The sequence below is a fragment of the Nioella aestuarii genome, from assembly GCF_050896395.1.
Lineage (GTDB): Bacteria > Pseudomonadota > Alphaproteobacteria > Rhodobacterales > Rhodobacteraceae > Nioella > Nioella aestuarii.
Genome location: NZ_JBPBBA010000001.1, coordinates 22502 through 35610 on the forward strand (window position 1 = coordinate 22502; position 13109 = coordinate 35610).

The following is a 13109-nucleotide window of genomic DNA, read 5'->3' on the forward strand; positions in this document are numbered from 1 at the left end:
TTATTAGAACTCCATGATGACGTCGTCCACGGCAAGGCTATCGCCCGCCGCTGCGTTGATCTTGGCGACGACGCCTTTCTTTTCGGCCCGCAGGATGTTTTCCATCTTCATGGCTTCCACGGTGCACAGTGCCTGGCCCTCCTGCACCTCCTGTCCGACCTCGACATTCACCTTCACGATCAGCCCCGGCATCGGGCAGAGCAGCAGTTTCGAGGTATCGGGAGCGACCTTTTCGGGCATCAATGCCGCCAGCTCTGCCTGACGCGGGCTGCGCACTTTTACAGCCAGATCGGCCCCGCGCGTCCGCAAGCGGAAGCCTTGGGTGATCTTGCCGACTTTCAGCACCAGCGGGCTGCCGTTCACATCGAGCACCGCCAATTGGTCACCCGGCGTCCAGTCGCTGGCCACCCGCAGCACCTCACCATCGGCGAAGGTCACGGTCGATCCGTCGTGATCGGCGTCGATATGCACGGGGAAGCTTTCGCCCTGCACCGCCACAACCCAATCGGTCGCCACGCGGCGTTCATGGTTGTCCATCCGGCCCGAAACACGCGCGCGGCGGATCTCGGCCACACGGTGCATTGCGGCAGCAGAGGCCGCCACGCGACGCAGTTCATCTTCCGGCAGGGTCACACCCTCGAACCCTTCGGGATATTCTTCGGCGATGAAAGCGGTGGTCATGTCGCCCGAGATGAACTTGGGATGGTCCATCACGGCTGACAGGAACGGCAGGTTGTGACCGATGCCCTCGACCTCGAAACTATCGAGCGCGATCCGCATCGCCTCGATTGCCTGCGCGCGGGTCGGCGCCCAGGTGCACAGCTTGGCGATCATCGGGTCGTAATACATGCTGATCTCGCCGCCCTCATAAACGCCGGTATCATTGCGCACGGCGGTCGCACCCTCGGGTGCATCACCTTGCCATTTGCCATTCACCAAGAGCGGCCCGGCAGCGGTTTCCTGCGGCGGGCGGTAACGGGTCAGCCGACCGATGGAGGGCAGGAAGCCGCGATAGGGATCTTCGGCATAAAGACGGTTTTCAATTGCCCAACCGGTCAGTTTCACGTCGTCCTGCGTGATCGACAGCGATTCGCCCGCTGCCACGCGGATCATCTGCTCCACCAGATCGACGCCGGTAATCAGCTCCGTCACCGGGTGTTCCACCTGCAGACGGGTGTTCATTTCGAGAAAGTAGAAGTTCTTTTCGCCATCAACGATGAATTCCACGGTGCCCGCGCTGGCATATCCCACGGCCTTGGCCAATGCGACGGCCTGTTCGCCCATGGCTTTGCGGGTTTCCGGATCAAGGAAGGGCGACGGAGCCTCTTCCACCACTTTCTGGTTGCGCCGTTGGATCGAGCATTCGCGCTCGCCCAGATAGATGCCGTTGCCATGCGCATCGCACAGAACCTGAATTTCGATGTGACGCGGCTGCGTGACGAACTTCTCGATGAAGATCCGGTCATCGCCAAAGCTGTTCGCGGCCTCGTTCTTGGACGACTGGAAGCCTTCACGCGCTTCCTCGTCATTCCAGGCGATCCGCATCCCCTTGCCACCACCGCCAGCGCTGGCCTTGATCATCACAGGGTAGCCGATCTGGTTCGAAATCTTCACGGCATCATCGGCATCCTCGATCAGGCCCATGTAACCGGGCACTGTGGATACTTGTGCGTCCTGTGCAATCTTCTTTGAGGTGATCTTGTCGCCCATAGCTTCGATCGCGCCAACCGGGGGGCCGACAAAGGCCACGCCAGCTGCTTCAAGAGCTTCTGCGAACTTGCTGTTTTCAGACAAGAACCCATAGCCCGGATGGACCGCTTCAGCGCCAGAGGCCTTGATCGCCTCCATCACCTTATCGATAACGATATAGGACTGGTTGGCGGGCGGAGGTCCGATATGTATAGCCTCGTCCGCCATCTGAACATGCAGCGCATGTTTGTCAGCGTCCGAATAAATGGCGACAGTCGCGATGCCCATCTTCTTGGCTGTCTTCATCACGCGGCAGGCGATTTCGCCACGGTTCGCGATCAGGATCTTGTTGAACATGGTCCCTTGTCCTCCTCTTACGCCGGGGCCGTCGCGGCAGGCGTGGAAACGAAAAAGGACCGCACGGGGCGGTCAGCCCCGAACGGTCCGGTCAATACGGTTGCGAATGCCGCCGGGGCGGATCCGCTTTGGATCAGGTCAGTTGCAGACCGTGAGGAACTCGTCGCACAGCGCGCCAACGGCGGCACCAGCGACAACACCGGTCGCAACGCTGCCACCGACAGCTGCCGCGCCGACACCGCCAACCGCGGCCCCGACGGCCGCGCGGTCAAGGTCAGTCGTGGCAAAACAGCCTGACAGGCCAATAGCCGCGATTGCGCCAAGCGCGATAAGTTTGAATTTCTGCATGTTGCTCGTGCCTCTTCCCGTTCTTTTTTTAAGTGGCGTGACCCACCTTTGAAAAAAGACGGCCCGCCGTCAATGCCGACGGGCCGCTCTGAAGGGGAAGGGTAACACGTCACATTACCACCGGCCCGTTTGAAGCTGGGGACTAAGGCCGGCAAAGTGACGATTGCACGAGGATTTTCACGGCGCGAGACGGAAACAGCGCGCGCCGATTTTTGGGCACGTTTCTGCGCAATTCCGCGAAGCGTAGGCAGGTTCATGCCGACCCCTCCCAATGGCCCGATCCGTCGAACGCCTCGGGGAAAGAAGCCCGCGCTCGCGCCACATCCAGCTGCAGCAGCGCCTCGTAATCCGTTGGATTGAAAGGGTCATCCAAAGCGATCACTTCGCGCCCAAAGAGCCAGGACAGACGCCCCGCATCAAGATTGCCGCGTTCAAAGGGCTGGTCGCCGAAGTAGAGCCAAAGAGCCTCGACAAAGGCCGCATCGGCGCGGCGGTCAGCCGGGCGCCGGTCGGCATAGCGTTCGCGGGCGACAAGGGGCGTCGCCCCTGCCTTGTTCGCGCGCCGGATGGTGAACTGGTAATCGGTGCCGGGCATACGCCCCGGAAAGCCACGATGCTTGATCATGCCCAAGCCCCCCCGATCGTAGGGACGTGGAAGGGCCGGACGGGGGTGCCCCGCCCGGTCCGGGTCGCGTCAGTTGTATTTGTTGCTGTACACCGGCTCCGCCTGAATGGGCGCGGGGTCGATGATAATGATTTCTTCCGGCTCTGGGGCCGGCGCGCAAGCTGCGACGCCGACAAGAAGGCCCAAAGCGAGAAGCGCTTTGATGCGGTTGGACATCCTGCTCTCCTATCGTTTTTTGTCCCGGTCGCTTGGGGGCGGACCGGGTTCCCGGGAATGGCCGTACTCACATGGCCAAATTTGATCATACCCGAAACGACGGCGGAAAAGCAGCGCAATGATGGCAGGATTATGTCCTGTGTCCGGGCTGCATCAGAAAGATATCCACAGCAGGAACGTCTCGCAACATATTGTAGGCTCATTAGAAATCCTCCCAAATGCAGGAACCGTTCTGCAGACGGTATCCGGCAAAAACCTGCGTGACGCCAGGCGCGGGCTGGCCACGTTCCACCCACTCGCTCATCACCTGGATCACGATCTGGTCAGGGGTCTGATCGGCTTCGGCCGCCGCGACAAGCCCCCAAGTGTCGCAGATCACGCCGGTATCCTCGGCCATATTGTCAGCGCTGATCCGCTCGCCCGCCAGCGACGGGGCCAGAACCTGAAGGATCAACCATGTCTCACCGTCAGGCTGAGGTTCCACCAAGGTGCCCGCCAGTTCCACGGCAAGGCCCGAGGGCAGCTCCAGCGCCTCTTCGCGGCAGCCCGCCAATGCGACAAGCGTCAGGATCACAGCCAGCGCCCTCATGCCCGACGCCCTGCGAAGGCCGCCCAACGGGCGCGGTTGCGGGGGCAAGCCAGAACACTCGCGATGGTGATTTCGAGGCCCGCGCGGGGGGCGGGGCCCTCGACCCGCCCGCCCGCACGAAGCCTCAGCCCGTGGTCGTGCTCCTCCACATGAACCACGGGGGAAAAGCCGCGCACGTCCCTCAACGCGCGCCACATGTCCTGCCGGACCTGTTGCGCCAGACGCAGCTTTCCCATTTTCTCAAACTCAGAAACCACACCGATATCGAACCGCGCAGGCAAGTGCCGCGCCAGCGTCAGCGATGTGCCCTCACGCAGAATATGCCAGCGGCGGGCTGTCATTGCCCACCTGCCCGATGCAAAATGCTGTGCGTGTCCCTGCGCATATCGGTTCCTTGAATTAGGGTTCCCCCACCCGTGCCGCCGGCCGGACCTGGGCGGGGGATAGACCCGAGAAAGAAGCTCAAAGGGGAATGTTGTCGTGCTTCTTCCACGGATTCTGGAGTTTCTTGCCACGCAGCGAGGCGAAGGCGCGACAGATGCGCTTGCGGGTGCTGCGGGGTTGGATGACCTCGTCGATGAAGCCGCGTTCCGCCGCCACGAAGGGGTTGGCGAAGCGGTCTTCGTAATCCTTTGTATGGGCCGCGATTTTCTCGGCATCGCCCAGATCGGCGCGATGGATGATCTCGGTCGCACCCTTGGCGCCCATCACAGCGATCTCTGCGGTCGGCCAGGCATAGTTAAAGTCACCGCGCAGGTGTTTTGAGGCCATCACGTCATAGGCCCCGCCATAAGCTTTACGGGTGATCACGGTCACTTTCGGCACCGTCGCTTCGCCATAGGCAAAGAGCAGCTTGGCCCCGTGCTTGATGACGCCGCCATATTCCTGGCTGGTGCCAGGCAAGAAGCCGGGCACATCGACCAGCGTCAGGATCGGGATCTCGAACGCATCGCAGAAGCGCACGAAGCGCGCCGCCTTGCGGCTGCTGTCGATATCCAGACAGCCCGCCAGCACCATCGGCTGGTTCGCCACCACGCCCACTGTAGAGCCTTCCAGCCGGATGAACCCGGTCAGGATGTTCTTGGCGTAATCTTCCTGGATCTCGTAGAAATCGCCCTCATCCGCCAGTTTGTAGATCAGCTCCTTCATGTCGTAGGGGCTGTTGGGGTTGTCGGGGATCAGGGTGTCGAGGCTGTCTTCCACCCGCGCCACATCGTCGAAGAAGGGGCGGACCGGGGGCTTTTCGCGATTGTTCAGCGGCAGGAAATCGACCAGGCGACGCACCTCTGCCATGGCCTCCACATCGTTTTCGAACGCGCCGTCAGCGACCGAGGATTTCTTGGTGTGCGTGGACGCGCCCCCCAGCTCCTCTGCGGTCACGACCTCGTTCGTCACGGTTTTCACCACGTCGGGGCCGGTCACGAACATGTAGCTGCTGTCTTTCACCATGAAGATGAAATCAGTCATGGCGGGGGAATAGACGGCACCGCCCGCGCAGGGGCCCATGATGACGCTGATCTGCGGCACCACGCCCGAGGCCATGATATTGCGCTGAAACACCTCGGCATAACCCGCAAGGCTGTCCACACCCTCTTGAATGCGCGCGCCACCGGAATCGTTGATGCCGATCACGGGTGCGCCGTTCTGCATGGCCATGTCCATGATCTTGCAGATCTTTTGCGCATGGGTTGCAGAAAGCGATCCACCAAAAACAGTGAAATCCTGGCTGAACACATAGACCATACGGCCATTGATCGTGCCCCATCCTGTCACCACACCATCGCCACGCGGCTTGGATTTTTCCATGCCGAAATCGGTGCAGCGATGCGTTTTGAACATGTCAAACTCTTCGAAGGAGTCCTCATCGAGCAAAAGGTCGATCCGCTCTCGGGCTGTCAGCTTGCCCTTGGCGTGCTGGCTGTCGATGCGTTTCTGACCACCGCCCAAACGGGCCTCTTGGCGAAGGTGGTCCAGTTCCTGCAGGATATCTTTCATAGGGGCCCCTTTCTCCCGTAGCGGAGCGGGAGCGACCCGTCCGACTTTGCGAATTCGAGGGCAACCTACCGAGTCGCAGGGGAATTGCCAGTGGAATCCCGCATATTTGCAAATCTAGGGAATTTGCTTAGTTTGCAAATGCAAATATGCAAACTGTGCACTGCGTTGTGCGAGATCGCACATGGACAAGCGGTTCTTTGCGGCGTTAAGTAAACGGATGAGTTCAGCCCCCGCGGGTCGGTATTTTGATCGATCCACACCCCCTCATATTTCGACCCTGATCGCGGCGACAGCGCTCGGCGCGATGTCGATGAATATCTTCCTTCCGACCCTGCCACAGATGGCAGAGTACTATCAGGCCGACTATGCGCTGATGCAGCGCTCGGTTACGCTCTACCTGATGATTAACGCGATCCTGCAACTGGGGATCGGGCCAATCTCTGACCGCTTCGGACGCCGCCCTGTCCTGCTTGGCAGCTTCATCTTGTTTTCCCTTGCCACTATCGGCTGCATTTTCGCCCCGACGGCAGAAATCTTCCTTGCCTTCCGCATGGCGCAAGCCGTCGTGGTTGCCGGGCTGGTGCTTGGCCGTGCGGTGGTGCGTGACATCGTACCGGGGCCGGAAGCCGCCGCGATGATCGGATATGTGACCATGGGCATGGCGCTGGTGCCAATGATCGGGCCCGTGGTGGGCGGCATCCTTGGTGAAACCTTTGGCTGGCAAGCCAATTTCGTGCTGTTGCTGATTACAGGCATCACTGTGCTGACCATCACCTGGTTCGACCTTGGTGAAACCGCCCGCGCCACGACCGGCCGCTTCCGCGACCAGATCCGCGAATATCCCGAGCTTTTCACTTCGCGCCGCTTTTGGGGGTATTGCGGGGCCACGACCTTCGCATCGGGTGCTTTCTTCGCCTATCTGGGCGGCGCACCCTACGTGGGATCCGAGATCTACCATCTCACCCCTTCCCAAGTCGGGTTCTATTTCGGCGCGCCCGCCCTTGGCTATTTCTGCGGAAATTTCGTTGCGGCGCGGTTGTCCGTGCGCGTCGGGATCAACCGGATGATCCTCTACGGCACCATGATCTCAACCGGCGGGCTGCTCATTCCGGTCGCCCTGCACGTCATGGGTCTGGATTCGGCCCAGACCTTCTTTGGCTCGGTCACGCTAGTGGGGCTTGGCAATGGCATGACCATGGCCAACGGCAATTCCGGCATGTTGTCGGTACGCCCGCATCTGGCGGGATCCGCCTCCGGTGTGGGCGGTGCGGTGATGCTGATGGGCGGCGCGGGGCTGGCCGATCTCGCAGGTAACGCTCTTACGGGCAGTGAAACTGCCATGCCGCTGGTCAATATCATGCTGGCCAGCTCTGTCCTCTCGATCGCAGCCATCGTCTACACCATCCGACGCGAACGCTTCGTCACCCCGGCCTGACCTCTTGCCGGCAGGCTTTGCAAAGCCCATAATTACTTTGCAAACTTGGGGGCGATGATGGCGATCCAGAAACTTTATGCCGGGGCGAAGCTGCGCGAGTTGCGTGGGCGTATGGGCCTGACACAGAAAGAATTTGCCACCAAGCTCGGCGTCTCGCTGCCCTATCTCAACCAGATGGAAAACAACAACCGGCCCGTATCCTCGACCGTGATGCTCGGGCTGGTGCAGGAATTCGGCTATGACGTGACCGAACTGGCCTCGGGCGATACTGAGCGGCTGGTTTCCGATATGCGTGAGGCACTGGCCGATCCGGTATTCACCGAAGCAGCGCCGCCCCTGCCCGACCTGCGCCTTACGGCGTCAAACGCCCCCGCCCTGGCCCGCGCCTTTCTCGACTTGCATCGCGCCTATCGGCAAACACATGAACGGCTGGCCTCGCTCGACGAGGCGCTTGGCCGCGAAGGAGCCCGCGTCGCCGCAAGCCCATGGGAAGAGGTGCGCGATTTCTTCCATTACTGTGACAACTATATCGACGCGGTGGACCACGCCGCAGAACGGTTTGCTGGAAAGGCGGGCGGAGACCTGGATGCCCATATCCGCGCGGCCTTCGACGATCACGGCATCGCGATCCGATATGCGGATGGAGAAGGCATCCGTCGGTATGACATGGCGCGCAAGGAGCTGACCCTTTCCCCCCGCACCGCGCCGGAAACGCAACGCTTCCAGCTTCTGCATCAATACGCTCTGATCGCACAGGACCGGCTGCTGGAGGCGACCTTGGACCTTGCCCGTTTCCAGACCGATACCGCCCGGTCCATCGCCAAGGTTGGAATGGCCAACTATTACGCGGGTGCAGTGCTGATGCCCTATGGCCGCTTCATGGAGGCCGCTGCCGAAACACGCCACGATCTGGAACAATTGGCCGTCCGCTTCGGGGCCTCGATCGAGCAGGTGGCGCATCGCCTTTCTACCCTGCAACGTCCCGGCGCCAAGGGAATCCCCTTCTTTTTTGTACGGGTGGATCAGGCTGGCACGATTACCAAGCGCCACTCCGCCACGCGGCTCCAGTTCGCAAGGTTCGGTGGCGCATGTCCGCTCTGGAACGTTCATCAGGCGTTCGAGACACCGGGGCGCTTCCTGCGGCAACTGGCAGAAACGCCTGATGGTGTGCGCTATCTGTGCTTGGCCCGCGACGTGTCGAAATCCGGCGGCTCCTTCCACGCGCCCACCCGGCGCTTTGCCATCGGCTTGGGCTGCGAGGTGCAACATGCCGAGGCCGTGGTATACGCCGACGGAATGGATATCGGCACCGCTGCCGCCTATCAGCCGATTGGCATTTCCTGCCGCATCTGCGAGCGGACGAATTGCCACCAACGGTCTGTCCCGCCACTGGAACGGCAATTGCGCATCGACCCAGATCAGCGCGGCACCTTGCCCTACGAGATCGGTCATTGACGCGCGTAGTGCGACGCCGCCAAATGGGGGAAGCACAGGTTTCGGGAGGATAGGCCATGGAAATACATGCAAGCCGGGTGATCGCGGCGGATCGGGCAACGGTCTGGGCGGCGCTGAACTCTGCCGAAGTATTGAAGGAATGCATTCCGGGTTGTGAGGAACTGACCGGCTCCCCCGCCGAAGGCTTTGCCGCGACCGTCAAGCAAAAGGTTGGCCCGGTGAAAGCCACCTTCAAGGGCGAGGTCACCCTGTCGGATGTCGTCGAAAACGAAAGCTACACGATCACGGGCGAGGGCAAGGGCGGCGTCGCGGGCTTTGCCAAGGGTGAGGCAAGGGTCAGACTGGAAGGCGCCGAGGGCGGCACTGAACTGTTTTATGACGTCAAAGCCAAGGTCGGCGGCAAGATCGCGCAGCTTGGCTCTCGCTTGATCGACGGATTCGCCCGCAAGATGGCCGACCAGTTCTTTGAGCGCTTCCAGACCCATGTGGAAGGCGGGGCAGGACGCGAAGACGCGGCCGAGGCTTAACCCCGACCGCGTCCATTTCGTGCTGTAACAGTGCTCAGGCCTTGGCCAGCATCGAGGCAATCTCGTCTTTCAGATGCATCCGCTTCTTGCGCATCTCGACTTCGGCAAGCTCCTCTTTGGGCTCAATCCCCGTCTCGGCGCGGTGCACGGCGCGGTTCACCTCGTGGTACTCGTCCATCAACTTGGCGAAATGGGCGTTCGAGGTCTTCAGCTCGTGGATCTGCTGAACCTTGTCGGGGAATTCCTCGGCCAGTTCATGTGGGGTATGGGACATGTCGCGCTCCTCTTTTTGTCGTGTTCCGCAGATAGGGATAGCAGGGCGTGGGAAAGCCCGACCTTGACCGAGGTCAATCCCGCAGGCGGAATCCAAAAAAAGGGGCTACTCGGCAGCTTGACGAAGGCTTCGCCGCCAAGCGGCATCGACCTCTGAGATGGACAAAACAGCGACCTCGCCCGCACGCCCCGGAACACCAAGCCCACCCGTCCGCGCCAATGCGCCTGGAAAGCCCAATGTACCGATCCCGGCGGCAGCTGCAGCCTGCATGGCAGCGGCGCTATCGACCACCGCAAGGGCGACAGAGGGCAGCACGCCAACTTGCGCCAGGGCCAGGTTATAGGCCTCAGGATGCGGGGGCAGATGCATCAGATCATCGCGCAAGATCGCCACGTCGAAGCCAACACCGCCGCGCGCCCGTGCCGTGGCCTTCAGCAATGCGCGAACAGGTTCCGTGTCTGACCGGCTGACCAGCCCCAGTTTCAGCCCCCGTCCCGCTGCCGCCTTGACCACTCCTGCCACACCGGGCCGCAAGGGCAGGCCCTCGGCCAGCATCGCTGCGAACAGCCGCGATTGAGACCGCTCTACCGCCTCGACATTTACCGCGCAGCCAAGTTGCACGGCGTATCGCGCAACCGGAGACCGTTCGCCGCGCGTAGACACCAGGCGCTGATAAGTGTCCCAGGACCATTCCCAGTCCAGCCCGTGCGCGCGAAATGCGCTGTTCCAAGCGGCCCGGTCCAGATCGGCACATTCCGATATGGCTCCAATCCCGCCGAATAAGATCGCTTCCAAGGTCATTTGCAATCCTCCACGGGATCAGCAAAAGGGCAGCATGACCAAAGCGGCAAGAGCGCCGGGCAGGAGGTGACCGTCAAGGCGCGGCGTTGGATCACCGCTAGGCAATCACCGCACCCACTGCCCATTCGGAAAGCAAGAAATGAACGTTAACAATTACAGCTTGGTCTGCGCGACTGCCGGCGTCACCTGCTTGCGACGCAACATCGCCTCTCGCAGGGTGATGTAGCTGATTGCCGCGATAATCATCGCGCCTCCGATGATCACGAAGATATCGGCGGGCTCGTCAAAGGCCACCGCGCCAAGCAGCGTTGCCCAGATCAGTTGCAGGAACGTCACCGGCTGTGTCACCGTCAATGGGGCGGCCTTGAAGGCCATGGTCATGGTGAAATGCCCCGCCGTTGCGAAACAGGCGACAAGGAACAGCCAGCCCAGTTGTTCCCATGTGGGCGGCACCCATACTGCCCATGCAAAGGGGGCAAGCCCTACCGTCACAGTCAGCGACAGCATCCCAACAACCACGGCGGGCGAGGTTTCGTCCGCCATGATCTTGGCCACCAGATAGCCAACGGAAAACGCCGCCGCCGTGAACAGCATGGCGATATGTCCGGGGCTGATCTCCCGGAACCCCGGACGCAGGATGATCAACGCACCGCAAAAGGCCACCACCACCGCCATGATCCGCCGCATCGCCAGGCGCTCACCCAAGAGGATGGCTGCCAGGATCGTCACGTAGATCGGGTTGAGGTAGTTCATCGCCGTGACCTCGGCAATCGAGATCTGGGTCATCGCATAGAACCAGCTGATCACGCCGAACGTATGAACAAACCCACGCAGGGCAAACAGCTTCAGCGCCCGCCGCGACAGATGTGCATTTAAAATGGGCCGGATCATCGGCAGCACAAAGACCATCCCAAGCGCATAGCGCAGAAACGCCGATTGCGCAGGCGGCACGGTCGGGCCGACGATCTTCACCACCGCCGTGACGGCGACAAAACATGCCCCCGTCACCAACATCCAGAACACCCCCATCACGGGGTTCTGACCTGCGGGACGCTCAGGGGGTGGATTGCTTGCCATGTTCAGCAAAGAACCCCAAAGCGCGGGGAACGGCAAGGCGATACGTTACGCCCCCGCCAGAAGTTTCGCGGCAATTGCCCACATCACCATCCCGATCACCCCGTCCAACACCTGCCACGCGCGCGGGCGGGCAAAGACCGGGGCCAGAAGTCGTGCACCGAACCCGAGCGAAAAGAAGAAGACAAAGCTGGATGTCACGGCGCCAATCCCGAACCATCGGGCAGTGTCGCCGTACTGTGTGGCGATAGAGCCGATCAACAAAACCGTATCCAGGTAGACATGCGGGTTCAGCCAGGTCAGCGCAAGGCAAGTCAGCAAAGCGGCGCGCAGCGATCCGGCCTCCACCTCGGCATCAGCCGCCCGCAGCGCCTCCCCCCCGCGCCACATGGCAATGAAACTGCGCGCGCCATACCAGATCAGGAATGCAGCCCCGCCAAAACGCAGAACAGGCGCAACCCAGGGCATCCAGTCGGTGATTGCCGAAAAGCCGCCGACACCAAGCGCGATCAACAGCGCATCGGACAGCGCGCAGGTCAGCACCACTGGCAGGACATGCGCGCGCCGCAGACCCTGTCGGAGCACAAAAGCATTCTGCGCCCCTATGGCAAGGATCAGGCTGAACCCGAGATAAAACCCGGCGGATGCCGCTTGAAACATGCTGTGCCCTTTTTGCAGATGCCCCCTGCTAGTCTGCAATGGAAATTAGATCGACTTAATTATGCTTCTGCGTGATAAGTAATATTTATGAAACTGGACTATGACGCCCTCGCAGCTCTTGCCGCCATTCTGCACACCGGCAGCTTCGCCGGGGCTGCGCAGAAACTTGGCCTGACCCAACCCGCCATCACGCAGCGCATCAAGCTCCTGGAGGACCGGATCGGCACCATCCTGATCCGTCGAAGCCGCCCCTGCACCGCGACCGAAGCGGGAGCCCGCCTGTTACGCCATGCAGAGGAGGTTGGCCTGCTGGAAAAAACGCTGGCACAAGATTTGGCAGGGTTTGCGCCTGACCCGGACCGCCCCTTGCGCATCGTGGTCAATGCCGACAGCCTGGCCACATGGGCCCTACCGGCGCTGACCGCCGCAAAAGGCTTTCTCTTTGACATCACCGTGGATGATCAGGACCACTCGGCGGACCTGCTGCGCGCGGGTGAGGTTATGGGTGCGATCACTTCGCACGGGCGGGCAATTGCCGGCTGCGACCCTCACCCTCTTGGCGCGTTGGACTATGCAGTGACCTGCACGCCCGCATTCGCCGCCCAGTGGTTTGCAACTGGTGTGACGGCAGAAACCCTGGCTCGTGCACCTTGTTTGACGTTCAACCGCAAGGACAGGCTGCAACGGGATTGGGCCGATGAGGTTGCGGGAACCCGTCTGTCCGTTCCCAGCCACTACCTGCCGACCACGCAGGGAATAACCGACGCAATTCGACTCAGCCTGGGATGGGGGGCAAACCCGGTGATCCTGTTTGAGCCCTTTCTCAGTCGGGGCGAACTGGTCGAGCTGATCCCCGGCCGTCGCTTTTCCACACCGCTCTTCTGGCAGGTCTCGCATCAGGCCGCCCCGGCCCTGCGAGAGTTGACACAAGCGCTCAAGCGCCACGCCGCGGCATTCCTGCGCGCACCTCATTCGTGAACAATCCGCTTTGTTTTTTCCGATTGGCGCCCCTTTGTCGCCATTTTCCCCGCCTATCCTGTTGCAAAGAAAAACGGGCAAGGCAT

General features: G+C 61.3%; 15 protein-coding genes. 4 read left to right on the forward strand and 11 right to left on the reverse strand.

Translation table 11 applies throughout. The features are described 5' to 3' along the window. Window positions 1-3 precede the first annotated feature (3 nt). From ACROHD_RS00115 to ACROHD_RS00145, 7 genes are all read right to left on the reverse strand, one after another. Entirely contained in the window at window positions 4-2046 is a 2043-nt protein-coding gene (locus tag ACROHD_RS00115) for an ATP-binding protein (RefSeq protein WP_432675211.1), read from the reverse strand. Window positions 2047-2184: 138 nt separating this feature from the next. Further along, window positions 2185-2394, reverse strand: a complete 210-nt coding sequence (locus tag ACROHD_RS00120) for a hypothetical protein (RefSeq protein ID WP_432675212.1) — start codon at window positions 2392-2394, stop codon at window positions 2185-2187. Window positions 2395-2647: 253 nt separating this feature from the next. Beyond that, window positions 2648-3019, reverse strand: a complete 372-nt coding sequence (locus ACROHD_RS00125) for a hypothetical protein (RefSeq protein WP_432675213.1) — start codon at window positions 3017-3019, stop codon at window positions 2648-2650. A gap of 69 nt (window positions 3020-3088) precedes the next feature. Beyond that, window positions 3089-3235: a hypothetical protein gene (locus tag ACROHD_RS00130; RefSeq protein ID WP_432675214.1), complete on the reverse strand. Its 147-nt coding sequence runs from the start codon at window positions 3233-3235 to the stop codon at window positions 3089-3091. A 202-nt stretch (window positions 3236-3437) separates the two neighbouring features. Continuing rightward, complete coding sequence (locus ACROHD_RS00135; protein ID WP_432675215.1) at window positions 3438-3824, reverse strand: DUF6497 family protein; 387 nt, start codon at window positions 3822-3824, stop codon at window positions 3438-3440. Further along, window positions 3821-4165, reverse strand: a complete 345-nt coding sequence (locus ACROHD_RS00140; protein ID WP_432675216.1) for a hypothetical protein — start codon at window positions 4163-4165, stop codon at window positions 3821-3823. The genes ACROHD_RS00135 and ACROHD_RS00140 overlap by 4 nt, the downstream gene beginning before the upstream one ends. A gap of 121 nt (window positions 4166-4286) precedes the next feature. Next, the gene (locus tag ACROHD_RS00145) at window positions 4287-5819 is read right to left on the reverse strand and encodes an acyl-CoA carboxylase subunit beta (RefSeq protein ID WP_432675217.1); all 1533 of its coding nucleotides are present in this window, start codon (window positions 5817-5819) and stop codon (window positions 4287-4289) included. A gap of 217 nt (window positions 5820-6036) precedes the next feature. Between ACROHD_RS00145 and ACROHD_RS00150 the strand changes: the two genes are divergently transcribed. The 3 genes from ACROHD_RS00150 to ACROHD_RS00160 are packed head-to-tail and all read left to right on the forward strand — an operon-like array spanning window position 6037 to window position 9236. Further along, window positions 6037-7254 carry a multidrug effflux MFS transporter gene (locus tag ACROHD_RS00150; protein WP_432675218.1) on the forward strand — a complete coding sequence of 406 codons (1218 nt, stop codon included), beginning with the start codon at window positions 6037-6039 and terminating at the stop codon, window positions 7252-7254. Between the two features lie 57 nt (window positions 7255-7311). Beyond that, complete coding sequence (locus tag ACROHD_RS00155; protein WP_432675219.1) at window positions 7312-8709, forward strand: helix-turn-helix domain-containing protein; 1398 nt, start codon at window positions 7312-7314, stop codon at window positions 8707-8709. Between the two features lie 56 nt (window positions 8710-8765). Further along, window positions 8766-9236: an SRPBCC family protein gene (locus tag ACROHD_RS00160; RefSeq protein WP_432675220.1), complete on the forward strand. Its 471-nt coding sequence runs from the start codon at window positions 8766-8768 to the stop codon at window positions 9234-9236. Window positions 9237-9270: 34 nt separating this feature from the next. Here ACROHD_RS00160 and ACROHD_RS00165 read toward each other — a convergent pair whose 3' ends face one another. The 4 genes from ACROHD_RS00165 to ACROHD_RS00180 all read right to left on the reverse strand — a co-directional run bounded on the left by ACROHD_RS00165 (window position 9271) and on the right by ACROHD_RS00180 (window position 12045). Beyond that, entirely contained in the window at window positions 9271-9510 is a 240-nt protein-coding gene (locus tag ACROHD_RS00165) for an HP1242/YdcH family protein (RefSeq protein WP_432675221.1), read from the reverse strand. 105 nt (window positions 9511-9615) lie between these two features. Beyond that, a complete protein-coding gene (locus ACROHD_RS00170; protein WP_432675222.1) occupies window positions 9616-10311 on the reverse strand; it encodes an HAD family hydrolase in 696 nt (231 codons plus the stop codon). 153 nt (window positions 10312-10464) lie between these two features. After that, the gene (locus tag ACROHD_RS00175; protein WP_432675223.1) at window positions 10465-11388 is read right to left on the reverse strand and encodes a DMT family transporter; all 924 of its coding nucleotides are present in this window, start codon (window positions 11386-11388) and stop codon (window positions 10465-10467) included. Between the two features lie 45 nt (window positions 11389-11433). Beyond that, entirely contained in the window at window positions 11434-12045 is a 612-nt protein-coding gene (locus ACROHD_RS00180) for a LysE/ArgO family amino acid transporter (RefSeq protein ID WP_432675224.1), read from the reverse strand. A gap of 87 nt (window positions 12046-12132) precedes the next feature. Between ACROHD_RS00180 and ACROHD_RS00185 the strand changes: the two genes are divergently transcribed. Next, entirely contained in the window at window positions 12133-13023 is an 891-nt protein-coding gene (locus tag ACROHD_RS00185) for a LysR family transcriptional regulator ArgP (RefSeq protein ID WP_432675226.1), read from the forward strand. Window positions 13024-13109 lie beyond the last annotated feature (86 nt).

Coding starts and splice junctions, on each gene's coding strand:
- ACROHD_RS00170 (WP_432675222.1), bottom strand. CDS start 10,311: ATGACCTTGGAAGCGATCTTATTCGGCGGGATTGGAGCCATATCGGAA.
- ACROHD_RS00115 (WP_432675211.1), bottom strand. CDS start 2,046: ATGTTCAACAAGATCCTGATCGCGAACCGTGGCGAAATCGCCTGCCGC.
- ACROHD_RS00120 (WP_432675212.1), bottom strand. CDS start 2,394: ATGCAGAAATTCAAACTTATCGCGCTTGGCGCAATCGCGGCTATTGGC.
- ACROHD_RS00130 (WP_432675214.1), bottom strand. CDS start 3,235: ATGTCCAACCGCATCAAAGCGCTTCTCGCTTTGGGCCTTCTTGTCGGC.
- ACROHD_RS00180 (WP_432675224.1), bottom strand. CDS start 12,045: ATGTTTCAAGCGGCATCCGCCGGGTTTTATCTCGGGTTCAGCCTGATC.
- ACROHD_RS00155 (WP_432675219.1), top strand. CDS start 7,312: ATGGCGATCCAGAAACTTTATGCCGGGGCGAAGCTGCGCGAGTTGCGT.
- ACROHD_RS00160 (WP_432675220.1), top strand. CDS start 8,766: ATGGAAATACATGCAAGCCGGGTGATCGCGGCGGATCGGGCAACGGTC.
- ACROHD_RS00140 (WP_432675216.1), bottom strand. CDS start 4,165: ATGACAGCCCGCCGCTGGCATATTCTGCGTGAGGGCACATCGCTGACG.
- ACROHD_RS00145 (WP_432675217.1), bottom strand. CDS start 5,819: ATGAAAGATATCCTGCAGGAACTGGACCACCTTCGCCAAGAGGCCCGT.
- ACROHD_RS00185 (WP_432675226.1), top strand. CDS start 12,133: ATGAAACTGGACTATGACGCCCTCGCAGCTCTTGCCGCCATTCTGCAC.
- ACROHD_RS00175 (WP_432675223.1), bottom strand. CDS start 11,388: ATGGCAAGCAATCCACCCCCTGAGCGTCCCGCAGGTCAGAACCCCGTG.
- ACROHD_RS00150 (WP_432675218.1), top strand. CDS start 6,037: ATGAGTTCAGCCCCCGCGGGTCGGTATTTTGATCGATCCACACCCCCT.
- ACROHD_RS00165 (WP_432675221.1), bottom strand. CDS start 9,510: ATGTCCCATACCCCACATGAACTGGCCGAGGAATTCCCCGACAAGGTT.
- ACROHD_RS00125 (WP_432675213.1), bottom strand. CDS start 3,019: ATGATCAAGCATCGTGGCTTTCCGGGGCGTATGCCCGGCACCGATTAC.
- ACROHD_RS00135 (WP_432675215.1), bottom strand. CDS start 3,824: ATGAGGGCGCTGGCTGTGATCCTGACGCTTGTCGCATTGGCGGGCTGC.